This is a genomic window from Xanthomonas massiliensis (assembly GCF_900018785.1).
Taxonomy (GTDB): Bacteria; Pseudomonadota; Gammaproteobacteria; order Xanthomonadales; family Xanthomonadaceae; genus Xanthomonas_B; species Xanthomonas_B massiliensis.
Genome location: NZ_FCOY01000007.1, coordinates 157,929 through 183,310, shown reverse-complemented (window position 1 = coordinate 183,310; position 25,382 = coordinate 157,929). Strand labels below are relative to the sequence as shown.

Genomic DNA, 25,382 nt, shown 5'->3' with positions numbered 1-25,382 from the left:
TTCCGCGCGATGGCCGCCATCCCATGCCCTTGGAAATCGAACGCAAGTTCCTGGTCGCCGGCGACGGCTGGAAGCGCCAGGCGCACGCGGTGATCGAGATGGCGCAGGGCTATCTCAACGACATCGGCGCGGTCGAGGGCGGCACGCAGAAGGCCTCGGTGCGGGTGCGCCTGCAGGGCGAGGCGGCCTTCCTCAACATCAAGTCGCGCGAGATGGGGCGGTCGCGGCAGGAGTTCGAATACCCGGTGCCGCCCGACGATGCGCGCGCGCTGCTGCAGCTGTGCGTGGGCGGGCGCATCCACAAGCGCCGCCACCTGGTCGATTTCGCCGGCCACCTGTGGGAGGTGGACGAATTCCTGGGCGAGAACGCCGGGCTGGTGGTGGCCGAGATCGAGCTGGACGACGTCGACGAGCAATTCCGGCGCCCGGACTGGCTCGGCCGCGAGGTCACCGACGAGCAGCGCTACTACAACCTGGCGCTGGCCGCGGTGCCGTATTCGCAATGGCCCGACAAGGGCTGAGCCGGGCCGGCTTGCAAACGCCGGCCGCCATCGCCATGTCGCCGCCATGAGAATCGACATCTGGTCCGACGTGGTATGCCCCTGGTGCTGGATCGGCAAGCACCGCTTCCAGCGCGGCGTGGCCCTGCTCGGCGCGCGGGCGCCGGCGCTGGACGTGCACTGGCATGCCTTCCAGCTCGATCCGGAGGCCGACGCCACGCCGGTGCCGCTGCGCCAGGCCTATGCGGCCAAGTTCGGCAGTCCGGCGCGGGCCGAGGAACTGCTCGCGCAGGTCCAGGCCGCGGGGCGCGCCGAGGGCCTGCCCTTCGACTTCGACCGGGGCCAGGTGCGGGTCACCACGCTGCCGGCGCACCGGCTGCTGTGGCTGGCCGCGCGCGAGGGCGATGCCGACGCGGTCGGCGAGGCCCTGTTCCGCGCCCATTTCGCCGAGGGCCGCAACCTGGCCGATCCGCGCACCCTGGTCGATGCCGGCGCCGCCGGCGGGCTGCCCGCGGCGCGGGTGCATGCGCTGCTGGCCGGCGACGAAGGCCGGGCGGAGGTCGCCGCGCAGCTGGCCCAGGCGCAGGCGCTGGGCATCACGGCGGTTCCCAGTTTCGTCATCGACGGCCGCTACCTGGTGCAGGGCGCGCAGCCACCGCAGCGCTTCGCCGACGTGCTGGCCGGCATCGCCGCCGAGTCCGCCGCGGCTGCCGCCGGCCCGGCGCCGGGCTGCGGCCCGGACGGTTGCCGCTGCTGAGGTTCTGAAGCTTCGCCGCGCATCTGCGACAATGCCGCGATGCGCCATGTGGCGCGGGCTGCGAGGACACCATGCTGCTGATCGGCGTTGCCGGAACCGAACTGGCCCCCCGCGAGCGGGCGTGGCTGCAGCACGATGCCGTGGCCGGCGTGGTGCTGTTCCGGCGCAACTATGCCTCGCGCGCGCAGGTGGCCGAGCTGGCGGCCGCGATCCGCCAGGCCGCGCCACGCCCGGTGCTGGTGTGCGTGGACCAGGAAGGCGGGCGCGTGCAGCGCTTCACCGACGACGGCTTCACCCGGTTGCCGCCGCTGGCGCGGCTGGGCGAGGCGTACGCGCGCGATCCGGACGGCGCGCTGGCGTTGGCCGAGGAACACGCCTGGCAGATGGCCAGCGAGATCCGCGCGGCCGGCCTGGACCTGAGCTTCGCCCCGGTGGTGGACCTGGGCCGCGGCAACCGCGCCATCGGCGACCGTGCCTTCGCCGCCGAGCCGGAGGTGGTGGCGCGCTTCGTCGCCGCCTACGTGCGCGGCATGCACGCGGCCGGCATGGGCGCCACGCTCAAGCATTTCCCCGGCCACGGTTCGGTGGCGGAGGACACCCACGTCGATGTGGCGGTCGATCCGCGCCCGCTGGCGGACATCCGGTGCGAGGACCTGGTGCCGTTCGCCGCCGGCATCGCCGCCGGCGCCGACGCGGTGATGATGGCGCACGTGGTCTATCCGCAGGTGGCGCCCGAGCCGGCCGGCTGCTCGCCGTACTGGATCCCCGACGTCCTGCGCGGCGACCCCGCCGGCGGCGGCCTGGGCTTCCGCGGCGTGGTGTTCTCCGACGACATCGGCATGGCCGCCGCGCATGCCGTCGGCGGCGTGGCCGCGCGCGTCACCGCGCACCTGGATGCCGGCTGCGACGTGGTGCTGGTGTGCCATCCCGAGCTGGTGGAAGAATCGCTGCACGCCGTGGCCGGGCGCGCCGCCAACACCGCGGCGCTCATCGGCCTGATCGGCCGCGGCGCCCTCGGCTGGGACGGCCTGCTGGCCGACCGCCGCCACGGCCTGTTCCAATCCCGTTTCGAAGACAACCCCGGAAGAACCGCCTGATGTCCAACCTCACCATCCCGCAGGCCCTGGCCAAGGCCGACCTGCTGATCGACCGTCCCACCATCGACGCCGCCGTGGCGCGCGTGGCCGACGAGATCGCACGCGACTACCAGGGCGAAGTGCCGGTCTTCCTGACCATCATGCACGGGGCCCTGCCGTTCGCCGGCCAGCTGGCCCTGGAGCTGGGCGCGCGCGGCCAGGACGTGCAGTTCGACTACCTGCACGCCACCCGCTACCGCGGCGAGCTGACCGGCGGCGACCTGGTGTGGAAGCACCGCCCGGCCACCGCGCTGTACGGCCGCCGCGTGCTGCTGGTGGACGACATCCTCGACGAGGGCTACACCCTGCAGGGCGTGCGCCAGTGGTGCATGGAGCAGGGCGCCACCGACGTGCGCCTGGCGGTGCTGACGGTCAAGCAGCACGACCGCTGCGTGCCCGGCGTGGCGGCCGACTACAAGGGCGTGGACGTGCCCGACCGCTACGTGTTCGGCTTCGGCATGGACGTCAACGAGACCCTGCGCGTGATCCCGGCGATCTACGCCATGCGGGAAGACGCGGCATGAGCGGGATCGCGCTGGCGGTGATCGGCGGCACCGGCGTGTATGCGCTGGCGGCGCTGGAGGACGTGGAGACCCGCGAGGTGCAGACCCGCTTCGGCACGCCTTCCGGCCCGGTGCGCATCGGCACCCTGCTGGGCCAGCGCGTGGCCTTCCTGGCCCGCCACGGCGAGGGGCACTCGATCCCGCCGCACCGGATCAACTACCGCGCCAACCTCGCCGCGCTGCAGCAGGCCGGCGCCACCCGGGTGCTGGCGCTCAACACCGTCGGCGGGATCACCGCGCGCTACGCGCCGCGCGCGCTGGGCTGCCCGGACCAGCTCATCGACTACACCTGGGGCCGCGTGTCCACCCTGTGCGAGGAGCCGGGCAGTGCGGTGCAGCACGTGGACTTCGCCCATCCGTACTCGCCGCTGTGGCGCGCCAAGGTGCTGGCCGCCGCGCGCGTGACCGGCGTGGAACTGGTCGATGGCGGCTGCTACGGCGCCACCCAGGGCCCGCGCCTGGAGACCATCGCCGAGATCGCGCGGCTGCGCCGCGACGGCTGCGACCTGGTGGGCATGACCGGCATGCCCGAGGCCGGGCTGGCGCGCGAGCTCGGGCTGGACTACGCCTGCCTGGCGATCGTGGCCAACTGGGCGGCCGGCTGCGGCGACGCCGAGGAGATCACCATGGCCGAGGTGCTGGCCAACGTGGAGGCCGCCTCGGCCGGATTGCCGGAATTGATCGGCGAACTGGCGCGGGGGTGATTGTCAGCGCCGGTCGGCGTTCTGCATACTCCGGCAGCGGACGTCGGTCGACGCCGCCACCACCCATTCATCGCAAAGGTCACGCATCACCATGCCGAACGGTACCGTCAAGTGGTTCAACGACGCCAAGGGATTTGGCTTCATCACACCGGAGGACGGCAGCGCCGATGTCTTCGCGCACTTCTCCGCGATCAATGCCAAGGGCTTCCGCAGCCTGCAGGAAGGCCAGAAGGTCAGCTATGACCTGACCCAGGGCCCGAAGGGCGCCCAGGCATCCAACATCACGCCGATCGGCTGATCCCAGCCGGTATGGGCCTGAAGACCCCGCTCCGGCGGGGTCTTTTTTTTGCGCATGCAGGACGTGCAGGGCGTGATGCGCAGGCTTGGCGCGAGCGCGCGCGGCGGTCGCGGGGGCAGGCGATCATCGAGCGCATCGGCACGCCCGGTCCCCCGCCGTCGTGGCGGCGGGGACACCGGGGCGGCGGGCGGTAGCTGCGGCCCGTCGTCGCTTTGCCGCATGAACGATCCAGGCCCCTGGCGGGCCGCGCGGCCTGTCGCCTGCATCGCTCGGGCATAATCCGGGCATTGCACAAGGGAGGGTGGGCGATGTTCTCGACGGGATTCCTGGCGCTGGTGGTGGTGCTGGCCGGCGTGGTGGTGCTGTTCAAGACGGTGCGCATGGTGCCGCAGGGCTACGAATGGACGGTGGAGCGCTTCGGTCGCTACACCCACACGCTCACCCCCGGCCTGCATTTCCTGATCCCCATCGTCTACGGCGTCGGCCGCAAGGTGAACATGATGGAGCAGGTGCTGGACGTGCCCAGCCAGGACGTGATCACCAAGGACAACGCGGTGGTGCGCGTGGACGGGGTGGTGTTCTTCCAGGTGCTCGACGCGGCCAAGGCCGCCTACGAGGTCGCCAACCTGGAGATCGCCACGATCGCGCTGGTGCAGACCAACATCCGCACCGTGATCGGCTCGATGGACCTGGACGAGTCGCTGAGCCAGCGCGAGACCATCAACGCGCAGCTGCTGAGCGTGGTCGATCACGCCACCAACCCGTGGGGCATCAAGGTCACCCGCATCGAGATCCGCGACATCCAGCCGCCGCGCGACCTGGTCGATGCGATGGCACGGCAGATGAAGGCCGAGCGCGAGAAGCGCGCGCAGATCCTCGAGGCCGAGGGCCTGCGCCAGTCGGCGATCCTGCGCGCCGACGGCGAGAAGCAGGCCGCCGTGCTCGAGGCCGAGGGCCGCAAGGAGGCCGCCTTCCGCGACGCCGAGGCGCGCGAGCGTTCGGCCGAGGCCGAGGCCAAGGCGACGCAGATGGTGTCCGACGCCATCGCCCAGGGCAACGTGCAGGCGATCAACTACTTTGTGGCGCAGAAGTACGTGGAGGCGTTCAAGGAACTGGCCACCGCGCCGAACCAGAAGTTCGTGCTGATGCCGATGGAGGCTTCCGGCATGATTGGCTCCATCGCCGGCATCGGCGAACTGGCGCGCGAGGCGCTGGCCACCACGGCCGGCCGGCCCGGCGCCCGCACGCCACCGCCGCCGCCGCGTCCGGGAGCCTGATCCCATGCGCACGGACATGATCGTCTGGGCGGCACTGGCCCTGTTGCTGTTCGCGGCCGAGGCGCTGGCGCCGGGCGCCTTCATGCTGTGGATGGGGTTCGCCGCCGCGGCCGTGTTCGTGCTGGTATGGGCGGTGCCGGCATTGCCGGTGCTGGTGCAGGCGGTGGCCTTCGTGGTGCTCAGCTTCGTGTCCATCCAGATCTACCGGCGCTGGTTCCGGCGCGGCCGCGGCAGCGACCGGCCGCTGCTCAACCGGCGTGCCGAGCAACTGGTCGGGCGCAGCGTCGTGCTGGCCCGGCCCATCGTCGAGGGCCAGGGCCAGGTGCGGCTGGACGACACGCTCTGGCAGGCCACCGGGCCGGACCTGCCGGCCGGCGCCATCGTGCGGGTCGCCGCGGTGGAGGGCACCACCCTGCGCGTGGTGGCCGACACGCAGGTCTGAGCCGGCCCGCGACGTCCCTGCGATAATGCCGCTTTCATCCACCTCGGAAGCGGCCATGACCCGGAAGACGATCCTCAACGACAGCCATCGCGCGCTCGGCGCCAAGATGGTCGATTTCGGCGGCTGGGACATGCCCATCCACTACGGCTCGCAGATCGAGGAGCACCACCAGGTGCGCCGCGACGCCGGCATGTTCGACGTCAGCCACATGACCGTGGTGGACCTGCACGGTGCGCGCGTGCGCGAATTCCTGCGCCACTTGCTGGCCAATTCGGTGGACAAGCTCAAGGTGCCGGGCAAGGCGCTGTACACCTGCATGCTCAACGAACGCGGCGGGGTGATCGACGACCTGATCGTCTACTTCCTGGGCGAGGACTTCTTCCGCCTGGTGGTCAACGCCGCCACCCGCGCCAAGGACCTGGCCTGGATCCAGGCGCAGGCCAAGGCCTTCGACGTTCGGGTCGAGGAGCGGGCGGACTTCGCCATGATCGCGGTGCAGGGGCCGAACGCGCGCGCGCGCGTGCTCGCGCTGGTGGTCGAGCCGGACCGCGACGCGCTCGGCAAGCTGGGCCGCTTCGCCGCGCGCCAGGTGCAGTCCACCGACGGCGTGGCGCTGTTCGTGGCGCGCACCGGCTACACCGGCGAGGACGGCTTCGAGATCGTGCTGCCGGAGACGGCGGCGGTGGCGTTCTGGGACGCGCTGCTGGCCGAGGGCGTCAGGCCGGCCGGCCTGGGCGCGCGCGATACCTTGCGCCTGGAAGCGGGCATGAATCTCTACGGCCAGGACATGGACGAGGACGTCACCCCGTTCGAGGCCGGCCTGGCATGGACGGTCGCGCTGGACGAAGGGCGCGGGTTCATCGGCCGCGCCGCGCTGCAGGCGCAACGCGACGCCGGCGTGCCGCGCCAGCTGGTCGGCCTGGTGATGGACGAGAAGGGCGTGCTGCGCCATGGGCAGAAGGTGCTGGCCGCCGGCGGCGAGGGCGAGATCCTGTCCGGCACGTTCTCGCCGACGCTGGGCAAGGCCATCGCCTTCGCGCGCGTGCCGGCGGGCGAACCGGGCCAGGTGCGCGTGGATATCCGCGGCCGCGAGGTGCCGGTGCGCGTGGTCCGGTTCCCGTTCGTGCGCGAGGGCCAGCCGCAGCCGGGCGTGCTGGACGCGGCCGGTTGAGCGCGGCGCTGCCGGCCTGCCGGCAGGCCCATTACACTAGCGGTCCCGTCCTCTTCCGTTTTTTCCCTGGAGCATTCCCATGAGCGATATTCCCGGCGACCTGAAGTTCCTCAAGTCCCACGAATGGGCCCGCGTGGAAGGCGATGGCCGCGTGACCGTGGGCATCTCCGACCATGCCCAGGGCCTGCTCGGCGATCTGGTCTACGTCGAGCTCCCGGCCGTCGGCGACCGCGTCGAGGCCGGCAACGCGGTGGCCGTGGTGGAATCGGTGAAGGCCGCATCCGACGTCTACAGCCCGGTGACCGGCACCGTGGTCCAGGTCAACGACGTGCTGGCCGACAAGCCGGAGACCATCAACGAGGATGCCTACGGCGAAGGCTGGTTGTACGTGGTCGAACTGGACGAGCCGGACCAGGCCGGCGAGCTGCTGTCGGCCGACGACTATGCCGCGCTGCTGGAGGAAGAGGACCACTGAGGTCCTGCCGGCAGGTGGTGCATTCGGAAACGGCCGCGCAAGCGGCCGTTTCCTTGTCCGCGTTGTCGCTTTTCGTGTGCGGCGCGCAGGCACGTGCGTGGCTGGCGATGGCGCGCATCGCGCATGGGGAAGTGGCGTGGCGCGCGTGCACGCGGCGTGATGCGTGCGCCCGGCGCTTGCGCATTTGCCCGGTTTGCCCTCCTTTCGGCGACATCGCCGGAAACTTTTTTTCAGGTCGCGGACAGGATGCGTCGTCGCTTCGTGCACATCGCGACGGTGCAGGTGCCGCGATCGGCGCGTGCATCGCCATCGTTGCGCGCAGTGCCTGAAACAAGGCGTTTTTTCGTTGCCGTCCGTTTGCCGCGTGCGCCACCGGCATCGGGGATGCACGTGTCGCGGCGGCACGGCGCGACGGATGCAGGCGCGTTGCCGCGCGATGGCGACCATCGCCCGGGCGTTGGATTGTTGACAGTAAAAAAAACCGTCATTAGGTTTCGCCCCAACGAGCGTCGCCAACGGAAACGAGTGATCCGTACAAACGTCAAAAGGGAAAGCCGGCTTTTTCATGTCCACCGGAAATCGGCGTGGGGTGGAGTCGGGCACGCTTCCCTTTTCGACGCGGAAAGGCGCATCGGTCGCGACACCCGCATCGGTCGATGCGGGTGTTTCTGTATCCGTCGGGAGCCACTGCGGCCCTGCGGTCGCCGGGAGCGGGAGGACCGCTGCGGCTTTGCTTCAACTGGGCTTACAACCACCATAGTTCACTGACGAGGATATTCCCTATGGCCACTAAGAAAGTCGCGAAGAAACCGGCCGCCAAGAAGGCGGTGAAGAAGGCCACCGCGAAGAAGGCGGTGAAGAAGGTCGCCGCCAAGAAGGCCGCCCCGAAGAAGGCGGTCAAGAAGGTCGCCGCCAAGAAGGCGGTCAAGAAGGCGGTGAAGAAGGTCGCCAAGAAGGTCGCCGCCAAGAAGGCGACCGCGAAGAAGGCGGTGAAGAAGGTCGCCAAGAAGGTCGCTGCCAAGAAGGCCACCGCGAAGAAGGCGGTGAAGAAGGCCGTCAAGAAGGTTGCCAAGAAGGTCGCCGCCAAGAAGGCCCCGGCCAAGAAGGCGGTGAAGAAGGTCGCCAAGAAGCCCGTCGCGAAGAAGGCGGCTGCCAAGAAGGCCGCCCCGCGCAAGAAGAAGACGGCTCCGGTCGCGCTGCCGGTCACCCCGGCGCCGCTGATCTGATCCCGCGCCGCTGATCCAGTGCCGCCACGGCGGCATCCAGGCTCCTTCCCCGAAGCCCAGCGGGGAAGGAGTTTTTTTATGGCCTCAGCCGCGGCGCTTGCCCAGCAGCTGCCGGCCGGCATCGCGCGGCAGCAACAGGCTGTCGGCCACCGCCAGCAGCGCCAGCCCCGCGACCAGCCAGAACGCCAGGCGGAAATCGGCGGTGCCCGCCTGCACCGGGTCGGTGCCGCGCAGCAGTTCGGCCAGGCTCAATGCGAGCGCGCCGACCGCGATGCCCATGCCGGCGTTCATCTGCTGCAGCACCGAGAACAAGGTGGTGGCATCGCGCATCTGCGCCTGCGGCACGTCGGCGAAGCCGATGGTGTTGAGCGCGGTGAACTGCATCGAGCGGTTCATGCCGCACACGAACAGCAGCGCCGCCAGCACCGGCATCGGCGTGCCGGCCTGCAGCAGGGCGCAGGCGCAGAAGCCGGCGGCGACCATCAGCCCGTTGCCGACCAGCACGCGGCGGAAGCCGAAGCGGTTCATGATCCAGGTAGTGGCCGGTTTCATCGCCAGGTTGCCGGCGAACAGCCACAGCAGCAGCGCGCCGGCGCGCACCGCGCTCCAGCCGAAGCCGAGCTGGAACATCAGCGGCAGCAGGAACGGTGCGGTGCCGATCGCGGTGCGGAACAGCGAACCGCCGACGGCGGTGACGCGGAACGTGGCGATGCCCAGCGGCGCCAGCCCGAACAGCGGATGCGGCGTGCGCCGCAGGTGCCAGGCCGCCGCGCCGAGCAGCACCAGGCCGGCGGCCAGCGCCGCCAGCGACCAGGCCAGTGCGATGTCGTTGCGGCTGGCCAGCTCGATGCCGACCATGAACAAGGCGAAGCCCAGCCCGCTGAGCACGAAGCCGGGCAGGTCGAAGGCCTCGCTGTGCTCCTTGCCTTGGGTGACCAGCGCCAGCGCCGCCACCAGCGCGGCCACGCCCAGCGGCAGGTTGAGCAGGAAGATCCAGTGCCAGCTCCAGTGGGTGCTGATCCAGCCGCCGATGGGCGGCCCCAGCACCGGTGCCACCAGCGCCGGCCAGGTGAGGATGGCGATGGCGCGCACGAGGCCGGCCTTGGGCGTGTCGCGCAGCACCACCAGCCGCCCGACCGGCACCATCATCGCCCCGCCGATGCCCTGCAGCGTGCGCGCCGCGGTGAAGCCCGCCAGTCCCTGGCTCAGTGCGCACAGCAGCGAAGCGCCGGTAAACACGGTGATGGCCGCGGCGAAGACGCGGCGCGCACCGAAGCGGTCGGCGGCCCAGCCGCTGATCGGGATGAACACCGTCAGCGCCACCAGGTAGGCCGACACGCCCACCGACAGGTGGGCGGGCAGCGTGCCGAAATCGCGCGCCATCGCCGGCAGCGAGGTGGCGATCACCGTGGCGTCAAGGTTCTCCATGAAGAACACCCCGGCCACCAGCAGCGCGGTGGCGGTGCGTCGATCCAGTGCGGCACTCATCGGGACTCCGTGCGTGCGGGATGCAGGCCCATCGCCGCGACCAGGGCCAGGCCGGCCAGCGCGGCCACGCATCCGAACAGGAACACGCGGGCATGGCCCGCATGGTCGGCGATCCAGCCGGCGAGCGGCCCGGTCGCGCCGTAGGCCAGGTCCTGGAACGCGGCGAAGCCGCCGATGGCGGTGCCGCGCAGGTAGACCGGCACGCGCCGGATCGCTTCCAGGCCCATCGCCGGGAACACCATCGAGCAGCCCATGCCGCTGAGCAGCGCGCCGGCGAACGCGAACGCCGGCGAGGGCGCCAGCCACAGCAGCGCCTGTCCGGCGGCCTCGACCAGCAACGAGACCGCGCCCACGCGCAGGCCGCCGATGCGGTCGGGCAGGTTGCCGCACAGCAGCCGCACCAGCACGAAGCCGATGCCGAAGCAGCTCAGGCCGTAGCCCGCCCCGGACCAGCCCTGGGCGAGGAAGTACAGCGGGAAGAACGCGCCGAGCGCGGCAAAGCCAATCCCCTGCAGGAACACCACCGCGCCGGGCTCCCAGATGCGCCCGAGCACACGCCGGAACGGCGGGCGCTCGCCCTGGTGCGCCGGCGCCTCGCCGGGCGTGCGCCACAGCATCAGGCCGCCGACCACCGGCAGCGCCGCACACAGCAGCATCAGACCCATGAACCCGGAGCGGTCGAGCAGCAGCAGGCCCAGCGGGCCGCCCAGCGCGAACGCGCCGTACATGCCCATGCCGACCAGCGCCATCACCTTGCCCGAGCGTGGCGGGCCCATCAGGGCCATGCCCCAGGCCAGCATGCCGACCAGGGTCAGGCTCTCGCCCAGGCCCAGCAGCAGCCGTCCGGCCAGCAGCACGGCGTAGGCCAGGTGCGGCGACAGCCCCGGTGCCGCCGAGGCCAGGCAGCCCAGCGTGGCCACCAGGTAGAACCCCAGGCCCAGGAACAGGCTGGGGCGCCCGCCGCGCTGGTCGGCGAGCCGGCCGGCCCAGCCGCGGCTGAGGATGGTGGACAGGAAGGCGATGCCCACCGCCAGGCCGGAGGCGGCATTGCCCAGCCCCAGCGTGCGCGCGACGTGCACGGCCACGGCCGGCATCGCCATGGCCACGGTCAGGTAGGTCAGGAACAGCGCCAGGGTCATCCACCACAGGCGGCGCAGTGGCAGGTCGGGGGAAAGCGTCGTCATCGTTCGAACCTCGTCGGGGTGAACGGTACCAGCGTGGCGCGGGAGGCGCGCGTGCCCGGTCGGCCATGCGCATCCCGCCGGTCGCCGGGACCGGGAAGATGCGTTGGTTGACGTAAACGCTTACGACGGCCGTCCCGCGGTTCGCGGATCCCGGCGCGTGCGCAGTATAGGCCGGCGGGCGGTGGCGGCGACACCGCGCTCAGCCGTCGGCCCGGTGCGCGGCCGCCGGTTCGCGCCGCGGCGGCGGCACCGCCTGCGCCGCGCCGCGGACCCGGCCGAGCATCCGGATGCGCGCCGGTGCGGGCACGGCCAGCGCCGCGTGCCATTCGCGCACGAACCGCTCGAGCGCGGCGGAATCGTGCAGCGCCCGGCGGTGCGGCGGCAGCGCCGGGCCCGTGCGCGTGGCCTGCAGGTGCAGGCGCATGCCGTCGCGGCCGGCCTCGAGGAAGCGGCGACGATCCATGCGGGCGGGCGGCGTCACGGGATGACCTTGCGCTCGCGGAATTCCTGGAACAGGCGCAGGAACATGTCGGTGCTGTCGACCACGTCGTGGAAGCCGGCCTGGCGGATGCGCGTGGTGCTGGACACCACGTCCCAGTCGCAGCGGAAGATGAAGTCGCCGAAGCCCCAGGAGGCGATCTGCGCGTACGGCACCGGTTGCAGGCCGTGGCGCTCCACCAGCGACTGCCACAGCGGGCCCTTGTCGGCCATGTACTGCGCCAGCGCAAGCGTCTGGGGTTCGCCCAGCGGCATGTCGAACCACTCGGCCACCCGCTTCCACACCTGGCGCCAGCGGAACACGTCGCCGTTGGTCAGGTTGTAGGCCTGGCCGCCCCGGGCGTGCAGCGCCGCCCACTCCGAGCCGCGCGCGAGCTGCGCCGCGTCGGTCACCTGGGCCAGCTTGCCGTAGCAGGTGGCGGTGCCGGGGAAGCGCAGCGGCAGGCCCAGCGCCTTGCTGATGCTGGCGTACACGGCGATCACCATCGCCAGGTTCATCGGGTTGCCGATGGCGAAGCCGCACACCACGTCCGGGCGCAGCACCAGCGCGTCCCAGGACTGGCTCGCGGCCGCGCCGGTCAGCCAGTCCTGCATGTCGTAGTAGAAGTTCGGCGGCATGTGGCGCGGGTCGTCCTCGTGCGCCGGCGTCTCGAACGCGCCCAGGTGCGCGCCGTAGTACTTGGCGCCCTCGTACAGCACCACGCGCTGCAGCTTCGGCGAGGCGGCGGCGACCGTCTCCACCAGGTTGCGCAGCATGCCCAGGTTGGCCTCGACCAGTGCCTGCGGGGTCGCGTGCTCCTGGTAGGCGGCGTGGAAGACGTGGGTGACGTCGTCGAGCGCGCCGAGCTTGTCGCGGGTGTCGGCGGCGTCGAGCAGGTCCACGCTCAGGTAGCGGCCGGCGGCGTCGGCCGGGGCGCTGCGGCGCGACAGGCCGATCACCTCCCAGTCCTCGCGCCCGGCCAGGTGCTGCACCAGGTTGCGGCCGATCACGCCCAGGCCGCCGGCGACCAATGCCTTGTGCTTCGTCTTCATGTGTTTCCTCGGGAACGGAGTGGCACGGGACGGCAGGGGCCGTCCCGTGCGTGGGGTCAACCGGCGATGTCGTGCAGGACGAAGCGCGTCTGGCCGTCGGTGATCGGCGCGGCCAGCGTGCCCGGCAGCACGGCGTCGAGCCTGGCCGAGTACGGCTGGGACAGGTGCGCCTCGTGCGCCTGCACGCTGTCCCAGCGCTCCAGCAGCACGTAGGCGTGCGGGTCGGCGGCGTCGCGGTAAAGCTCGAAGGCGGCATTGCCCGGGGCCGCGCGCGCGTGCGGCATCACCGCCTGCAGCGCCGCCACGAAAGCGGCGTCCTGGCCCGGCTTGGGCCTGAGGAACACCACCACGTTGCGCGAGTCGGGCGCATCGGCGGGGGCGCGCCGGCTCGCCGCGCCGTACGGCGGCACTTCCACCAGCCGGTATTCCTCCGGTGCGGCGGACGTGGCCTGCGGGATCGCGTCCAGTACCGCCTGCAGGGTGGGCTGGCGCATGTGTGCATCGAGCGCGGCCTGGTCGCGCCAGCGCTCGAACAGCACCAGGGTCGGCGTGCCGTCCTCGGGGCGGAACACGTCGAAGGAGACGGCGCCGGGCTCGCCGCGCGAATGCCGCGCGTTGGCCTGCATCGTCCGCACGAAGCCGTCCGCCGCGCCGGGACGCAACCGGATCACGCTGGCCAGGGTGACCTGGGCGGCCTGCGGATCGGGCGCGGCCTCGGCCGCGGGCGCAGTGGCCGTGGACGATCCGGCGGGGCGGGCGCAGCCGGCCAGGCCGGCGAGCAGGGCCAGCGCGGGCAGGAGGGCGTGCAGGGCAGGAAAGCGTGGGGGCATGGCGGCGGTCCTCGCGAGGTCGGGGGGAGACGTTCAGACGATGTCGTCGATCACGCCGCCGTCCACGCGCAATGCCGCGCCGGAGGTGGCCGAGGCCTGCGGCGAGCAGACGTAGACGACCATGTTGGCCACCTCGTCCGGCGTGGCCGGGCGCTGGATCACCGAACTGGGGCGGTTCGCCATCACGAACGCGCGCCCCAGTTCCTCGATCGACTTGCCGGTGCGGGCGATCTCGTCCTTGAACATCGCCTCGAAGCCGTCGGAAAGCGTCGGGCCCGGCAACACCGAGTTCACCGTCACGCCGCTGCCGGCCACGCGCTTGGCCAGGCCGCGCGCCAGCGCGAGCAGCGCGGTCTTGGACACGCCGTAGTGGATCATGTCGGCCGGGATGTTGCGCGCCGACTCGGAGGAGATGAACACCACCCGGCCCCAGCCGCGCCCGGTCATGCCCGGCAGCAGCGCCCGGCTCAGGCGCACGCCGCTCATCACGTTGAGCTGCCAGTAGTGCTCCCAGGTGGCGTCGTCGGTGTCGAAGAAATCCTGCGGGCCGTAGGTGCCGGCGTTGTTGACCAGGATGTCCACCTGCGCCGGCAGCGCCGCGGCCAGCGCGTCGGCGCCGGCGGCATCCTTCAGGTCGGCGGCCACGCCCGTCAGGCGCGCGTCGGGCAAGCCGGCCTGCAGCGTGCGGAGTGCGGCGTCCACGCTGGCCTGGCTGCGTCCGTTGACCACCACGTGCGCGCCGCTGGCGGCCAGGCCGTGGGCGATGGCGTAGCCGATGCCGCCGGTGGAGGCGGTGACCAGGGCGGTCCTGCCGGTCAGGTCGATGTTCATGGGGATTCCTCGTATCGGGTCTGGGAAGAAGAAGCGCGGGGCACGGCGCCGGTGCGTGCGATGGCGACGCGGCGGCGGCCCGCGCGAGGTGCCGCCGGCGATGCCGATGCCAATGCATCGCCAGGCGCTGATCGTGCGACTGCCGCGGCGGAGCGTGCCGGCAAGTGCAGGCGACGGTTCGGCATGCCTGCAGGGCGCGGGTATGCCGCGGTGCCTGCGCGGACGGGTCGGGAGATGTGCAGGCAGACCCGGCGGAACGATTCAGGGCACAGCGTCATCGGGGCCTCCTGGGGTCCGGGTGCGGGCGATCCCGTCGTCCGTGTCGCCACGCGAGGATCGGCCCTGGCGCGTTGCGGGAAGGTGGACGGACGCGTCCTCCCGGCAGGGGCATGGCATCGACGCGACCGCCTGCGCGTTCCCGTGCCATCGGGCCTTCATCTTCCGGCCCGCGCTGCGCGGCGATCAACCGGCCACGCGGACAGGCAGCCTTGCCCGGAGGTTGATAAAGCACGGGCGCCCCGGAATCCGGGGCGCCCGTGCTTCACCGCGACGCGATGCCGCGTGCGGTCAGAACGCGATGTCGGTCTTCAGGCCGAAGATCACCGCGTCGTGGCGGCCGGTATCGCCGCCCGGATTGACGATGTACTGCACGCTGGGGCGCAGGCTCAGCGACGGGACCGGGGTGAACTGGTAGAACACCTCGGTGACCTTCTCGCTGCCGCCCGACGGGAAGATGCGCTCGCCCGGGTGGTAGGCGTTCCACAGCCGCGCGTAGCGGGTGTAGCGGTCGCTGACCGAGGTGGCGCCGATCATGAGGCCGGCACTGTCGGCCGGCCGCCACGGCAGCCCCTGGTAGAACACGCCCGCGACCGCCTGGGCGTCATAGCGGGCGGTGCGGCCGTCGATCCGGGTCAGGTTGAGGAAGGCGTGCAGGCCGGTGCCGTCGGTGCTGCCGGTCAGCTGCTGCTTGAGCGACAGGTAGGCGCCGCGGCTGCGGTCGCGGTGCAGCGCTTCGCCGCCGTCGCTGCCCAGCGGCAGGCCGTCGCGGTTGAGGTAGAGGTCGTCGCCGCCCGCGCTGGAGACCCAGCCGCCCAGGCGGTAGTGGCCGGCCAGCCCGGCCAGGCGCGGGGTCCAGCCGAACTCCACCGGCACCAGCGCGCCGTCGGTGTGCGGATTGACGAGCTTCCAGCCGTTGTCGCGCGCCCAGTGGTCGTCGACGTAGTCCGCGCCGACCTGGAAGACGCCGGCCTTCAGGTAGGTCTCGGCGGACAGGCCCACCTGCGCGCGCAGGCCCCAGCTGCCGATCGGCCAGTTGTACCAGTAGCGCCCTTCCATGTTGCCGGGCGTGGAGCCGCAGGCGGTGGTGTTGAGGAAGTGGCACTCGTCGTAGCCGAAGTCCGAGCCCACCGGCATCTTGCCGGCGCGCAGCGACACGCGGCCGTCGGCGAAGTCCTGCTGGAGGTAGAAGTTGGTCAGCCACCAGGTCTGGCCGCGGCCGTAGATCTCGTGCGCGTTCATCGCCACGCCGATGCCGGCCTCGTCGGCCACGTTCTTGCCGTAGCGCTTGTCGGCGGTGATCTGGAAGCGCGCGCCGTGCCAGTTCCAAAGCCGCTCCAGGTCCAGGGTGGTGCCGAGCACGAACTGGCCGGCGTTGCGGGTCAGGCTGCGCTCGCCGCCGTCGCTGTTGTGTGCGGTCTCGTTGGTCCAGCCCAGCTGGAAGTCGACGCCGGATTCGTGCAGGCGCGTGCGCGCGCCGTCCCAGTCGCCCAGCAGCCAGGCGGAGGCATCGGCGTCCGCCGCGCGGGCGGCCACCGGCAGCAGGCCGGCCAGCAGCGCGCCGGCCAAAGGAAGGATTCGGATGTCCATGAAAGTGGTTCTGTCGTTGGGGACCGGCCCTCGGCCGGTCCTGCGAGAAAAAAGGGAGCTGCCGTCGCCGGCAGCCCCCTTCGTGGATACGGCGGGAACACGGTTCCCGCCTTCGCCTGCCTCAGGGCAGGGTGTAGGCGATCACGTAGTCGCCGCGGTTCTTGTTGCTGCCGGTGCGGGTGGCGCCGCCATCGACCACGACGATGTACTGCTTGCCGTCCTTGCCGATGTAGGTCATCGGCGCACCTTGGCCGCCGACCGGCAGCCGCCCGCGCCACAGCTCCTTGCCGGTGTCGCTGTCGATGGCGCGCAGGTAGTAGTCCAGGGTGCCGAAGAAGAAGGTCAGCCCGCCCTTGGTCACCAGCGGGCCGCCCATCGTCGGCATGCCCAGCGGGATGTACACACCCGGCACGATGCCGTGCACCGGCGCGTCCTGGATCGAGCCCATCGGCACCTGCCAGCGGGTCTTGCCGGAGGTCAGGTCGATCGCGGTCAGGGTGCCGAACGGCGGCTTGAAGCAGGGCACGCCCAGCGGCGAGACGAACATCGAGCGTTCCACGCCCCACGGCGTGCCGGTCTGGGTGGAGTACTCACCCTCGGTGGACGGCTTCAGGCCGGTCCTCTCGGCCACGTCCTGCTTGATGAAGCGGCCCCACTGCGCCATGCGGATGTCGTTGACGATCAGCAGGCCGCGCGCGGCGTCGAGCGCACCGCCGCCCCAGTTCATGCCGCCGTAGTAGCCGGGGTAGATCAGCGTGCGCTGCTTGTCCGACAGCGGGGTGAACTCGCCCTTCCAGCGCATCTGCTTGAACTGGATGCGGCAGTAGAGCTGGTCGAAGATCGACGCGCCCCACATGTCCGATTCCTTCAGCGGATCGGTACCCACCGAGATCGCCGAATACGGCTGGGTATCGGCCACCTGCATCCCCGGCATCACGTCGGTGGCGACCTTGCGCTGCTCCACCGGGAACACCGGCTTGCCGTTGCGGCGGTCGAGCACGAACACCTGGCCGCGCTTGGTCAGCTGGATCACCACCGGGATGGTAGAGCCGTCCTTCTGCGGCAGGTCGTACAGGATCGGCTGCGAGGTGACGTCGTAGTCGAACTGGTCGATGTTGGCGGTGCGGAAGTGCCAGCGCTCCTTGCCGGTCTTCATCTCCACCGCGACGATGGCGTCGTTGTATTCGTTGGAATACGGATGGCGGTTGCCGGTCCAGAAGTCAGGCGTCTGGTTGCCGGTCGGGAAGTAGGCCAGGCCGAGCTTCGGGTCGTAGGCCGCGGTGCCCCAGAAGTTCGGGGTTTCCGGCGCATAGGTCTGGCCAGGCGGCAGCGGGGTGCTGTCGGAGGCACCGCGGGCGGCGTCCCAGGCCCACAGGATCCTGCCGGTGACCACGTCGTAGCCGCGCACCACGCCGGAAGGCTCGCCCACCGACAGGTTGTCGTTCTCGCGACCGCCGACCATGATCACGCCGTCGGCCACCAGCGGGGCCGAGGTGACGTTGTAGCTGCCTTCCTCGGGCGCCTGGCTGAGGCCCTCGAGCAGGTTGACGTAGCCATGATCGCCGAAGTCCTCGCACAGCTTGCCGGTTTCGGCATCCAGCGCCAGCAGGCGGGCGTCGATGGTGGTCTCGATCACGCGCTTGCGGCAGGTGGCGGCCGGCGTGTCGGCGATGGCCGGCGTGTCCGTGGCCGGCACGGCCGGTGCCAGCTTGTCCAAGTCGGCATAGCCGACGCCGCGGCAGCGCTTCCAGCCCTTGGTGCTCTCGGTGACCTTGGCCTGCGGGTCGAAGCGCCACTTCTCCTTGCCGGAGACCGCATCGACCGCGATCACCTTGCTCAGCGGGGTGCACAGATACAGCGTGTCATCGACCTTGAGCGGGGTGACCTGGTATTCGGCACCGTCCACGGCCAGGTCGCCGGTGCGGTAGGTCCAGGCGACCTTCAGGTCCTTCACGTTCGATGTGTTGATCTGGTCGAACTGGGCATAGCGGTTGCCGCCGGTGTTGCGGCCCCAGGCCGGCCAGTCCTTGCCGCTGTCGGTGCCGGCATCGGGCTTGATCACCGGTGCCGGGTCGCCGCTGGCGACCACCTGCGGGTGCGGGCGGAACATGTTGGCGAAGATGCCGGCGATGACCACGGCCAGCACCACCGAGAGCACCGCGGCCGGCTTGCAGGCCAGCGCCTTGGCGCCGTTCTTGCGCAGCAGGGTCGGGGCGGCCAGGGTGGCGACCAGGGCGACCACCAGGAAGGTGATCGAACGCGGCACCAGCTGCCAGAAGTCGGTGCCGACCTCGGCGAAGGCCCAGATGGCGCTGACGATCAGCAGCGCCCAGGCCAGCCATACCGACCAGGCCTTGCGCAGCAGCAGGCCGACGCCGACGCCGGCCATGGCCAGTCCGGCGGGCAGGTAGAACCACGAGCCGCCCAGGGCGATCAGGTAGCCGCCACCGGCGGCGAGCCCGAGGCCCAGCAGAAGGAATAGGACGCCGACGATGACGACGGCGACCCGGCCTGCTTTGTTCATAGTTGAATCCTCGTTATTGCGGGGGGTGAGAGGCAGCACGACCGGGGAAGGCCACTGGACCTTCCCCGATGCACCGCTTCCGAAATACGCGCTGTGGTTGCCGCGGACGGCTCAGGCGATCGCGCCGCCACCGTCGACCAGGACGGTCGAACCGGTGGCGTAAGGCGTCGATGCCAGGAACAGCACCGCGTTGGCAATGTCCTCCGGCTGGCCCATTGCACGGGCGGGCAGCTTGGCTGCCGCGTCGTCGTACATCTGCTGGCGCGCCGCGGGTTCCATGCCGCCCCACAGCGGAGTGGCGATCATACCCGGTGAAACCGTATTCACGCGAATCCTGGCCGGCGCCAGTTCCAGCGCCAGGCCGCGTCCCAGCGACTCCAGGGCGGCGTTGATCGCGCCCTGCAGCACCCAGTTGCCCGGGCGCACGCTGAGGAAGCCGGAGACCAGGGTGAGCGTGCCGCGCGCGTTGATGCGCACCGCCCGCGCCACCCGGTAGGCCCCCCAGAACTTGCTGTCCATGGCCTTGTAGGCATCGGCCAGCGGCAGCTCGCGTACCGGGCCGCCGGGCGTCTGCGCGGCGCTGACCACCACGTGGTCGAACGGGCCGTGGACGGCGAACCAGGCCTCCACCGCGGCGTCGTCGGTGGTATCCAGGACCGCGGTACGCACGCCATGGCCGATCTCGGCGGCGGCCTGGTCGAGCTTGGCCTGGCTGCGCGAGGCGATGGTCACCTGCGCCCCGGCATCGGCGAAGGCGCGTGCCGTGGCCAGGCCGATACCGGAACTGCCGCCGACCACGAGCACGGATTTGCCAGCGAATGCGTTGTCCATTTTTCTTTTCCCTTCCGGCATGAATCGAAATAAGCAGATGGCATTTTCGGCCCGCTTGGCCGCGTGGTTGTACTGATACGATGAATGGATTGTTTCGTTTGGGTTGACAATGCGGCCATGCTCGACGACCTGACCGACCTGCGCCTGTTCGAGCGCATCCTCAGCCTGGGCAGCCTGTCGGCGGCGGCGCGCGAATCCGGGCTGTCGCTGGCGGTGGTCAGCAAGCGCCTGGCGCAGCTGGAGCGGCGCGTGCAGGCGCGGTTGATCCACCGCAGTACGCGCCACCTCTCGGCCACCGGCGAGGGCCAGGTACTGCTGGAACACGTGCGCCGGCTGCTGGCGGAAGTGGACCTGGCCGAGGCCGCCATGGGCAGCCTGCGCGGCCGCGTGACCGGGACCTTGCGCCTGTCCGCGCCCAATGCATTCGGCCGCCGCCAGCTGGTGCCGCGCCTGGCGCGGTTCGCCGCCCGGCACCCGGACCTGAAGGTGCAGCTCTCGCTCAGCGACACGGTGGTGGACCTGGTCGGCGAGGGCTTCGACCTGGCGATCCGCTACGGCACGCTGCTCGATTCGCGCCTGATCGCCCGGCCGCTGGCCCCCAACCGGCGGATCCTGTGCGCCGCGCCGGCCTATCTCGCCCGCCGCGGGATGCCGCGCACGCTGGCCGACCTGGCCGACCACGATTGCCTGCTGATCGGGCGTTCCCCGGTGGAGGAATGGCGTTTCGGCAGCGACGACGGCGAGGCCGTGGTGCGCGTGCAGGGCAGCATCGTGTGCGACGACGGCGAGGCGGTGCACGCCCTGGCGCTGGAAGGGGCGGGAATCGCGCGCAAGTCGATCTGGGACGTGGTCGACGACCTGGACAGCGGGCGCCTGGTCCAGGTGCTGCCGCAGCTGGCCATCGCCTCCGCGCCCCTGCACGCGGTGTATCCGGGCGTCGGCGGCGGGCGCCAGCTGGCGCCGCGCGTGCGCCTGTTCGTGGATTTCCTGGCCGCCGAACTGGAACAGGCCTGGCGCTGGGACTGAGCGCGGCCGCCGCCGGAAAACGAACGCCCCGCGGCAGCGGGGCGTCGATGGCGGCAGGAGGCGGGGAACCTCAGCGCGGGGAGGCCTTGGCGTTGGCCGAGGACACCCCGGCCGCCGGCTCCGGCCGCTCGGCCAGCAGGTTGTCGCTGCCGAAGTCGTCCTCCACGTCCAGCCAGCGCTGCGCCGGCAGGCCCAGCGCCCGGTCCAGCATGGTCGGCAACAGGCCCGAGGGCAGCGTGCTCTCGCCGTTCCACAGGATGGCGATGCCGAGGTCGCGCTCGGGCACCATCGCCACCAGCCCGCGATAGCCCTGCACCGCGCCGGCATGGAAGATCACCTGGTGGCCGGAATAGTCGAGCACGCGCCAGCCGATGGCGTAGCCGGCCGACTTGACGCGCTGCCGGCGCCAGCCGCCCTGCATCTCGGCGGGGGGGGGGATCAGCGGCGCGTGCAGCGTGGCCAGCAGCGGCGCCGGCAGCACGTCCGGGCGGTGGCCGGTGTGGGCGATCAGCCACTGCGCCATGTCGCTGGCGCTGGCATTCACGCCGGCGGCCGGGGCCAGGCGGTAGTAGGTCGGCTTGGGCGTCAGCGCCACCCAGCCGTTGCGGCTGCGCACGTGCGGGCGCGCCCAGCGCGGGCTCGATTCCAGCCCGGCCAGCCCGAGGCTGGCGTCGTTCATGCCCAGCGGCTTGAAGATGCGCCGTTCCACCGACTGCTCGTAGAAGCTGCCGGAGGCGGCATAGACCACGTCGCCGATCAGGCTGAAGGCGACGTTCTGGTAGGAGTAGCAGGTGCCCGGCATGCAGCGCAGCGGCGTGCTCGCCAGCTTGCGGGTCACCGTGTAGTAGTCGGCGTTGGCCTCGATGTCGCGGTCGTAGGCGTTGGACGGCAGGCCGGCGCGCTGGCTGACCAGGTCGGCCACGGTCAGCCGCCGCGTCGCTTCCGGGTTGGACAGCTGGAAGCCGGGCACGAAGTCGGTGACCTTGCTGTCCCAGCGCAACTGGCCGTCGTTGACCAGCAGGCCGGCCATGGTGCCGGCGAAGGCCTTGGACAGCGAGGCCAGGCGGAACGGCGTATGGGCATCGACGGGCGTCGGGTGGCTGACGTCGGTGACACCGTAGCCGCGCGCGGAGATCACCCGTCCACCGTGGACGATGGCCATCGCCATGCCGGGCACGCGCTGGCCGGCGGTGAGCTGCTCGGCCATGGACTCGAAGGCGGCGACATTGAAGGTGGCCGGCAGCGGCTTGACGTCGGTCGCCGGGGACGCCGGGCGCCAGGCGGCCGGCTGGGTGGCCGGCACCGCGTCGGGACGGTAGGCCAGGGTCTGCGTCGTCGGGGCGGGCGTCTGCGCGGTGGAGGCGAGCGCGAGGGGGAGCAAGGCCCCGAGCAATCCTGTCGCTGCCGCGCGGAAGCGACGACGCTTGCCTACTTCTTTCATCGGGTTGGATGCTCCGGGGACGCCGCGCCCGATTCTAGCGCCGCTTTCCGCGATTGCACAAACCGCTCGATGAACCCGGTCCAATACCTTGATGCACAACGCGATTTGCATGGCGGTGGCGGATATCGGACCAAGGTCGCGTGGCGCGCGGCGGCACGCCTGCCCCAGCATGGCGGCCATGGCGCAATCCGGATACTCCCGCGGGCAGGGCATGGGGCTGGCCTTCGTGCTGGTGTGGTGCACCGGCTACATCGCCGGCAAGCTGGCGGTGGCCCATGGCGCGCCGTTCACGGTGCTGGCGTGGCGGTTCGGCATCACCGCCCTGCTCTTCGCCGGGATGGGCCTGGCGCTCCGCGCGCGCTGGCCGACGTGGACGCAGGCCGCGTACAGCGCGGTCGCCGGCGTGCTGATGCTGGCCTGCCACTTCGGCGGGGTGTACTGGGCGTTCCTGCACGGTGCCAACGCCGGCATTTCGGCGCTGGTGATCGGTTGCATGCCGTTGCTGGTGGCCGTGATGTCGGCCGCATCGGGACAGGAGCGCCTGGACCGGCGTGGCTGGCTGGGCCTGGGGATCGGCCTGGCCGGCGTGCCCATGGTCGTGGCCGACCGCCTGGAGCCGGCCGCCTCGGCCGCGGCGTGGATCGGCCTGGGAGTGGGGCTGGTGGGCATCGCGCTGGGCACCGTCTACCAGAAGCGCCATGCCTCGGCGGTGGATCCGCGTTGCGGGCTGGCCGTGCAGAACGCGGCGGCGGCGCTGGTGCTGTTGCCGTTCGCCGCCGGCGAGGGGTTCGTCCACGACGCGGGAACGGCGTTCCTCGGGCCGCTGGCCTGGCTGGTGGTGGTCAATTCCATCGGCGGCTTCACCCTGTTGTTCATGCTGATCCGGCGTGGCGCGGCGGCCTCGGTGGCCTCGCTGTTCTTCCTGATGCCGGCGGTCACTGCGATGATGGGGCGGGCCTGGTTCGGCGAGCCGGTCACCTGGACGAAGGCGGCCGGCTTCGTGCTGTCCGCGGCCGGGGTCTGGCTGACCACGCACGCGGCGCGCCGCCAGCCGGACTGAGCGCGTCGGGCCCGCGGGCATTGGCGCCGGCTCCGCGCATCGGCTACCTTGCGCGCTTCCCACGTTCGGATACGGGCGATGCACGCCAAGCAGCGCAGGGTGCACACCGGCGAAGGCACCGCCGTTGTGTTCTCGTTCCTCTATTTCTTCTGCGTGCTGGCGTCCTACTACGTGATCCGGCCGGTGCGCGAGCAGCTCTCGGCGGCGGTCGGCTCGACCCAGCTGCCCTGGTTCTGGCTGGGCACCTTCGTGGCCACGCTGGTGCTGACGCCGGTGTTCGGCTGGATGACCGTGCGCTGGCCGCGGCGGATCTTCGTGCCGGCGGTGTACGTGTTCTTCGCCGCCTGCCTGGTCGGCTTCGTGCCGCTGTTCACCAGCTCCGGCCTGCTCAGCCCGCGTGCGCTGGGCATCGTGTTCTTCGTGTGGGTGAGCACCTTCAACCTGTTCGTGGTGTCGGTGTTCTGGAGCTTCATGGCCGATATCTGGGACAACGAGCAGGCCCGCCGCCTGTATCCGGTGATCGGCCTGGGCGGCGTGGCCGGGTCGGTGTGCGGGCCGCTGCTGACCGAGCAGCTGGTCGGGGTGATCGGCGTGGCGCCGCTGCTGGTGGTCTCGGCGCTGCTGCTGTTCGGTGCGCTGGCCTGCGTGCTGTGGCTGGGGCGCTGGGCCGATCGCTACGGCGCCCGCCGCCACGAGGCCGGCAACGCCGCCGCGGTCGGCGGCGGCATGTTCGACGGACTCAAGCAGGTCTTCACCCAGCCCTTCATCCGCAACATGGCGCTGCTGATGCTGCTGGGCGACTGCATCGGCACGGTCGGCTACGTGCTGATGACCGACTACTCGCACGCGACCTTCGTGGCCGACGCGGTGGCGCGCACGCGCTTCGCCGCGCGCGTGGACGCGGTGACCAACATCACCCAGATCATCGTGCAGCTGACCGTCACCCGCTGGTTGCTGGTGCGCTGGGGCGCGTCCGCGCCGATCGGTGCCTGGGCGGTGGCCAGCGTGGCGGTGCTGCTGGCCACGGCGATGTCGGCCACGCCGTTCGTGCCGGTGCTGTGGGTGTTCCCGTGGGCGGTGCTGGCGCTGATCGTGACCCGCTCGCTGTCCTACGGCATGGTCGGCCCGGCGCGCGAGAGCCTGTATACGCGGGTGCCGCGCGAGCTGCGCTACCAGGGCAAGAACGCGGTGGACACGGCGGTCTGGCGCGCCGGGGACGTGGTGGTGGCCACGTCGATGAACGGCCTGCGCGCACTCGGCATGGGCGTGCCCGGCTTCGCCCTGCTGGCGGGCCTGGCCGCGGCGACCTCGGGCTGGATCGGCTGGCGCCTGGCGCGGCTGACGGAGCGTTCCTGATTCGCCAGCCGCGGTCCGTGGCGCGGCATCCCGCGGTCAGGGGGCGCAGTGCCGGTGAGGCAAGGGCGCATGTGACGGCTGGGCGCTGGGCTGGCCGCGGCTGTGGCATGACCCGGCGGCCGCGGACTTGGCGGCATGCGATGTGGATGGAATGGGCCACCCATGCCGCACGGGCAATCGCCGATCCTGGGGAGCGTCGGCGACAGGACCGTGTCCGGCAAGGCCGATGCCATCTCGTCGACCGGGGGGCGACGGATGGCGGGACCGCGCTGCCCCGGTTTGGGCGCTGTCCGGTCGCTTCCCGCGTTCACCGGTCCGGCGTCGTCGCGCTGCCGCCGCACGGCTCGCGCCTGGCGGCCCGGCCTCTCGCCGCAGGCGTGGCCGCCGTCATGGCTTGGCCGGGCGCGGCGACATCCAGATGTCGATGGTGGCGGTGAACACCGCCTCGCCGGTTGGATCGCGGACCACCACCTGCACCGGCAGGTCGTAGCCGGCGTCGGCCTGACGCAGCTGCGACTGCGGCGTGGCCACCGCCTGCAGGGTACCGACCGCCTTCTTCAGGTAGCGCACCTGCATGCCCTTGGGGATCCAGCGCATGCCGGCCGGCAGCGAGGCGTCCACCATCACCCCGGCCACCAGCTCGGCCAGGTTGCACAGGGCGATCGCGTGCACGGTGCCGAGATGGTTGGCGACGCGCCGGCGATGGGCCATGCGCGCCTCGCAGCGAGCGGGCTGCAGGCAGGTGATGGTCGGGGCGATCGAGGCGAAGTAGGGCGCCTTCAGGCATACCAGGCGCGAGAACAGCCAGTGCCCTGCCGGCCATGGCGAGATGCGGCGATACAGGTCCAGCAGGCGCGAGGCCATCG

General features: G+C 71.3%; 26 protein-coding genes. 14 read left to right on the top strand and 12 right to left on the bottom strand.

All coding sequences use genetic code 11. The features are described from left to right. Positions 1–23 precede the first annotated feature (23 nt). The 10 genes from BN3794_RS10980 (at position 24) to gcvH (ending at position 7,323) form a co-directional block, all read left to right on the top strand. A complete protein-coding gene (locus BN3794_RS10980) occupies positions 24–521 on the top strand; it encodes a CYTH domain-containing protein (RefSeq protein ID WP_066097374.1) in 498 nt (165 codons plus the stop codon). Between the two features lie 46 nt (positions 522–567). Then, entirely contained in the window at positions 568–1,257 is a 690-nt protein-coding gene (locus BN3794_RS10975; RefSeq protein ID WP_066097373.1) for a DsbA family oxidoreductase, read from the top strand. Positions 1,258–1,328: 71 nt separating this feature from the next. Then, positions 1,329–2,354 carry a beta-N-acetylhexosaminidase gene (nagZ, locus tag BN3794_RS10970; RefSeq protein WP_066097372.1) on the top strand — a complete coding sequence of 342 codons (1,026 nt, stop codon included), beginning with the start codon at positions 1,329–1,331 and terminating at the stop codon, positions 2,352–2,354. Continuing rightward, positions 2,354–2,917 carry a hypoxanthine-guanine phosphoribosyltransferase gene (locus BN3794_RS10965; protein ID WP_066097371.1) on the top strand — a complete coding sequence of 188 codons (564 nt, stop codon included), beginning with the start codon at positions 2,354–2,356 and terminating at the stop codon, positions 2,915–2,917. Before nagZ ends, BN3794_RS10965 begins: the two co-directional genes overlap by 1 nt. Beyond that, positions 2,914–3,660, top strand: a complete 747-nt coding sequence (locus BN3794_RS10960) for an S-methyl-5'-thioinosine phosphorylase (protein ID WP_066097370.1) — start codon at positions 2,914–2,916, stop codon at positions 3,658–3,660. The genes BN3794_RS10965 and BN3794_RS10960 overlap by 4 nt, the downstream gene beginning before the upstream one ends. 91 nt (positions 3,661–3,751) lie before the next feature. After that, positions 3,752–3,958, top strand: a complete 207-nt coding sequence (locus BN3794_RS10955) for a cold-shock protein (protein ID WP_066097369.1) — start codon at positions 3,752–3,754, stop codon at positions 3,956–3,958. A 308-nt stretch (positions 3,959–4,266) separates the two neighbouring features. Then, positions 4,267–5,235, top strand: coding sequence for an SPFH domain-containing protein (locus BN3794_RS10950; protein ID WP_066097368.1), 969 nt, complete (start codon positions 4,267–4,269; stop codon positions 5,233–5,235). A 4-nt stretch (positions 5,236–5,239) separates the two neighbouring features. Beyond that, positions 5,240–5,677, top strand: a complete 438-nt coding sequence (locus tag BN3794_RS10945; protein WP_066097367.1) for an NfeD family protein — start codon at positions 5,240–5,242, stop codon at positions 5,675–5,677. Positions 5,678–5,732: 55 nt separating this feature from the next. Then, positions 5,733–6,848 (top strand): glycine cleavage system aminomethyltransferase GcvT, encoded by a 1,116-nt coding sequence (gene gcvT / locus BN3794_RS10940; protein ID WP_066097366.1) that lies wholly within the window; start codon positions 5,733–5,735, stop codon positions 6,846–6,848. Between the two features lie 79 nt (positions 6,849–6,927). Beyond that, the gene (gcvH, locus tag BN3794_RS10935) at positions 6,928–7,323 is read left to right on the top strand and encodes a glycine cleavage system protein GcvH (RefSeq protein WP_066097365.1); all 396 of its coding nucleotides are present in this window, start codon (positions 6,928–6,930) and stop codon (positions 7,321–7,323) included. A gap of 230 nt (positions 7,324–7,553) precedes the next feature. On the opposite strand, the gene BN3794_RS16395 is transcribed toward gcvH, so the two are convergent. Next, positions 7,554–7,811 carry a hypothetical protein gene (locus BN3794_RS16395; RefSeq protein ID WP_147675752.1) on the bottom strand — a complete coding sequence of 86 codons (258 nt, stop codon included), beginning with the start codon at positions 7,809–7,811 and terminating at the stop codon, positions 7,554–7,556. Between the two features lie 168 nt (positions 7,812–7,979). On the opposite strand from BN3794_RS16395, the gene BN3794_RS10930 reads away from it, so the two are divergent. Next, entirely contained in the window at positions 7,980–8,549 is a 570-nt protein-coding gene (locus BN3794_RS10930) for a hypothetical protein (protein ID WP_187128063.1), read from the top strand. An 84-nt stretch (positions 8,550–8,633) separates the two neighbouring features. Here BN3794_RS10930 and BN3794_RS10925 read toward each other — a convergent pair whose 3' ends face one another. The 9 genes from BN3794_RS10925 to BN3794_RS10885 all read right to left on the bottom strand — a co-directional run bounded on the left by BN3794_RS10925 (position 8,634) and on the right by BN3794_RS10885 (position 19,633). Beyond that, entirely contained in the window at positions 8,634–10,037 is a 1,404-nt protein-coding gene (locus BN3794_RS10925; protein ID WP_066097363.1) for an MFS transporter, read from the bottom strand. Next, on the bottom strand, positions 10,034–11,221 hold the full coding sequence (locus BN3794_RS10920) for an MFS transporter (RefSeq protein ID WP_066097362.1): 1,188 nt from the start codon (positions 11,219–11,221) through the stop codon (positions 10,034–10,036). The genes BN3794_RS10925 and BN3794_RS10920 overlap by 4 nt, the downstream gene beginning before the upstream one ends. A 199-nt stretch (positions 11,222–11,420) precedes the next feature. Beyond that, complete coding sequence (locus BN3794_RS10915) at positions 11,421–11,702, bottom strand: hypothetical protein (RefSeq protein WP_160330914.1); 282 nt, start codon at positions 11,700–11,702, stop codon at positions 11,421–11,423. Further along, a complete protein-coding gene (locus BN3794_RS10910; protein WP_066097360.1) occupies positions 11,699–12,751 on the bottom strand; it encodes an SDR family oxidoreductase in 1,053 nt (350 codons plus the stop codon). The genes BN3794_RS10915 and BN3794_RS10910 overlap by 4 nt, the downstream gene beginning before the upstream one ends. Positions 12,752–12,807: 56 nt before the next feature. Beyond that, the gene (locus tag BN3794_RS10905; RefSeq protein WP_066097359.1) at positions 12,808–13,581 is read right to left on the bottom strand and encodes a putative quinol monooxygenase; all 774 of its coding nucleotides are present in this window, start codon (positions 13,579–13,581) and stop codon (positions 12,808–12,810) included. 33 nt (positions 13,582–13,614) lie between these two features. After that, the gene (locus tag BN3794_RS10900; protein ID WP_066097358.1) at positions 13,615–14,412 is read right to left on the bottom strand and encodes an SDR family NAD(P)-dependent oxidoreductase; all 798 of its coding nucleotides are present in this window, start codon (positions 14,410–14,412) and stop codon (positions 13,615–13,617) included. Positions 14,413–14,979: 567 nt separating this feature from the next. Next, a complete protein-coding gene (locus tag BN3794_RS10895) occupies positions 14,980–16,278 on the bottom strand; it encodes a carbohydrate porin (protein ID WP_078059720.1) in 1,299 nt (432 codons plus the stop codon). Between the two features lie 121 nt (positions 16,279–16,399). Further along, complete coding sequence (locus BN3794_RS10890) at positions 16,400–18,802, bottom strand: membrane-bound PQQ-dependent dehydrogenase, glucose/quinate/shikimate family (protein WP_066097356.1); 2,403 nt, start codon at positions 18,800–18,802, stop codon at positions 16,400–16,402. Positions 18,803–18,913: 111 nt separating this feature from the next. Further along, positions 18,914–19,633, bottom strand: coding sequence for an SDR family oxidoreductase (locus BN3794_RS10885; RefSeq protein ID WP_066097355.1), 720 nt, complete (start codon positions 19,631–19,633; stop codon positions 18,914–18,916). 117 nt (positions 19,634–19,750) lie between these two features. Here BN3794_RS10885 and BN3794_RS10880 point away from each other — a divergent pair, with 117 nt between their 5' ends. Next, positions 19,751–20,659: a LysR family transcriptional regulator gene (locus BN3794_RS10880; protein WP_066097354.1), complete on the top strand. Its 909-nt coding sequence runs from the start codon at positions 19,751–19,753 to the stop codon at positions 20,657–20,659. Between the two features lie 70 nt (positions 20,660–20,729). Here the strand turns inward: BN3794_RS10880 and BN3794_RS10875 are convergent, their stop codons facing one another. Continuing rightward, positions 20,730–22,100 (bottom strand): serine hydrolase domain-containing protein, encoded by a 1,371-nt coding sequence (locus BN3794_RS10875; RefSeq protein WP_066097353.1) that lies wholly within the window; start codon positions 22,098–22,100, stop codon positions 20,730–20,732. Positions 22,101–22,278: 178 nt separating this feature from the next. Between BN3794_RS10875 and BN3794_RS10870 the strand changes: the two genes are divergently transcribed. Together BN3794_RS10870 and BN3794_RS10865 are read left to right on the top strand one after the other, a co-directional pair. Continuing rightward, positions 22,279–23,160, top strand: a complete 882-nt coding sequence (locus BN3794_RS10870) for a DMT family transporter (protein WP_236493245.1) — start codon at positions 22,279–22,281, stop codon at positions 23,158–23,160. Between the two features lie 78 nt (positions 23,161–23,238). Further along, complete coding sequence (locus BN3794_RS10865; protein WP_066097351.1) at positions 23,239–24,516, top strand: NTP/NDP exchange transporter; 1,278 nt, start codon at positions 23,239–23,241, stop codon at positions 24,514–24,516. 387 nt (positions 24,517–24,903) lie between these two features. On the opposite strand, the gene BN3794_RS10860 is transcribed toward BN3794_RS10865, so the two are convergent. Further along, a complete protein-coding gene (locus BN3794_RS10860; RefSeq protein ID WP_066097350.1) occupies positions 24,904–25,380 on the bottom strand; it encodes a hotdog fold domain-containing protein in 477 nt (158 codons plus the stop codon). Between the last annotated feature and the right edge of the window lie 2 nt (positions 25,381–25,382).

Bases quoted from the DNA above. Each gene is read 5' to 3' on its own strand.
- BN3794_RS10955 (WP_066097369.1), top strand. From the start codon at position 3,752: ATGCCGAACGGTACCGTCAAGTGGTTCAACGACGCCAAGGGATTTGGC.
- BN3794_RS10870 (WP_236493245.1), top strand. From the start codon at position 22,279: ATGGCGCAATCCGGATACTCCCGCGGGCAGGGCATGGGGCTGGCCTTC.
- BN3794_RS10975 (WP_066097373.1), top strand. From the start codon at position 568: ATGAGAATCGACATCTGGTCCGACGTGGTATGCCCCTGGTGCTGGATC.
- BN3794_RS10865 (WP_066097351.1), top strand. From the start codon at position 23,239: ATGCACGCCAAGCAGCGCAGGGTGCACACCGGCGAAGGCACCGCCGTT.
- BN3794_RS10900 (WP_066097358.1), bottom strand. From the start codon at position 14,412: ATGAACATCGACCTGACCGGCAGGACCGCCCTGGTCACCGCCTCCACC.
- nagZ (WP_066097372.1), top strand. From the start codon at position 1,329: ATGCTGCTGATCGGCGTTGCCGGAACCGAACTGGCCCCCCGCGAGCGG.
- BN3794_RS10905 (WP_066097359.1), bottom strand. From the start codon at position 13,581: ATGCCCCCACGCTTTCCTGCCCTGCACGCCCTCCTGCCCGCGCTGGCC.
- BN3794_RS10925 (WP_066097363.1), bottom strand. From the start codon at position 10,037: ATGAGTGCCGCACTGGATCGACGCACCGCCACCGCGCTGCTGGTGGCC.
- BN3794_RS10945 (WP_066097367.1), top strand. From the start codon at position 5,240: ATGCGCACGGACATGATCGTCTGGGCGGCACTGGCCCTGTTGCTGTTC.
- BN3794_RS10960 (WP_066097370.1), top strand. From the start codon at position 2,914: ATGAGCGGGATCGCGCTGGCGGTGATCGGCGGCACCGGCGTGTATGCG.
- gcvT (WP_066097366.1), top strand. From the start codon at position 5,733: ATGACCCGGAAGACGATCCTCAACGACAGCCATCGCGCGCTCGGCGCC.
- BN3794_RS10880 (WP_066097354.1), top strand. From the start codon at position 19,751: ATGCTCGACGACCTGACCGACCTGCGCCTGTTCGAGCGCATCCTCAGC.
- BN3794_RS10910 (WP_066097360.1), bottom strand. From the start codon at position 12,751: ATGAAGACGAAGCACAAGGCATTGGTCGCCGGCGGCCTGGGCGTGATC.
- BN3794_RS10885 (WP_066097355.1), bottom strand. From the start codon at position 19,633: ATGGACAACGCATTCGCTGGCAAATCCGTGCTCGTGGTCGGCGGCAGT.
- BN3794_RS10860 (WP_066097350.1), bottom strand. From the start codon at position 25,380: ATGGCCTCGCGCCTGCTGGACCTGTATCGCCGCATCTCGCCATGGCCG.
- BN3794_RS10895 (WP_078059720.1), bottom strand. From the start codon at position 16,278: ATGGACATCCGAATCCTTCCTTTGGCCGGCGCGCTGCTGGCCGGCCTG.
- BN3794_RS10920 (WP_066097362.1), bottom strand. From the start codon at position 11,221: ATGACGACGCTTTCCCCCGACCTGCCACTGCGCCGCCTGTGGTGGATG.
- BN3794_RS10875 (WP_066097353.1), bottom strand. From the start codon at position 22,100: ATGAAAGAAGTAGGCAAGCGTCGTCGCTTCCGCGCGGCAGCGACAGGA.
- BN3794_RS16395 (WP_147675752.1), bottom strand. From the start codon at position 7,811: ATGACGGTTTTTTTTACTGTCAACAATCCAACGCCCGGGCGATGGTCG.
- BN3794_RS10965 (WP_066097371.1), top strand. From the start codon at position 2,354: ATGTCCAACCTCACCATCCCGCAGGCCCTGGCCAAGGCCGACCTGCTG.
- BN3794_RS10950 (WP_066097368.1), top strand. From the start codon at position 4,267: ATGTTCTCGACGGGATTCCTGGCGCTGGTGGTGGTGCTGGCCGGCGTG.
- gcvH (WP_066097365.1), top strand. From the start codon at position 6,928: ATGAGCGATATTCCCGGCGACCTGAAGTTCCTCAAGTCCCACGAATGG.
- BN3794_RS10980 (WP_066097374.1), top strand. From the start codon at position 24: ATGCCCTTGGAAATCGAACGCAAGTTCCTGGTCGCCGGCGACGGCTGG.
- BN3794_RS10890 (WP_066097356.1), bottom strand. From the start codon at position 18,802: ATGAACAAAGCAGGCCGGGTCGCCGTCGTCATCGTCGGCGTCCTATTC.
- BN3794_RS10930 (WP_187128063.1), top strand. From the start codon at position 7,980: ATGCGGGTGTTTCTGTATCCGTCGGGAGCCACTGCGGCCCTGCGGTCG.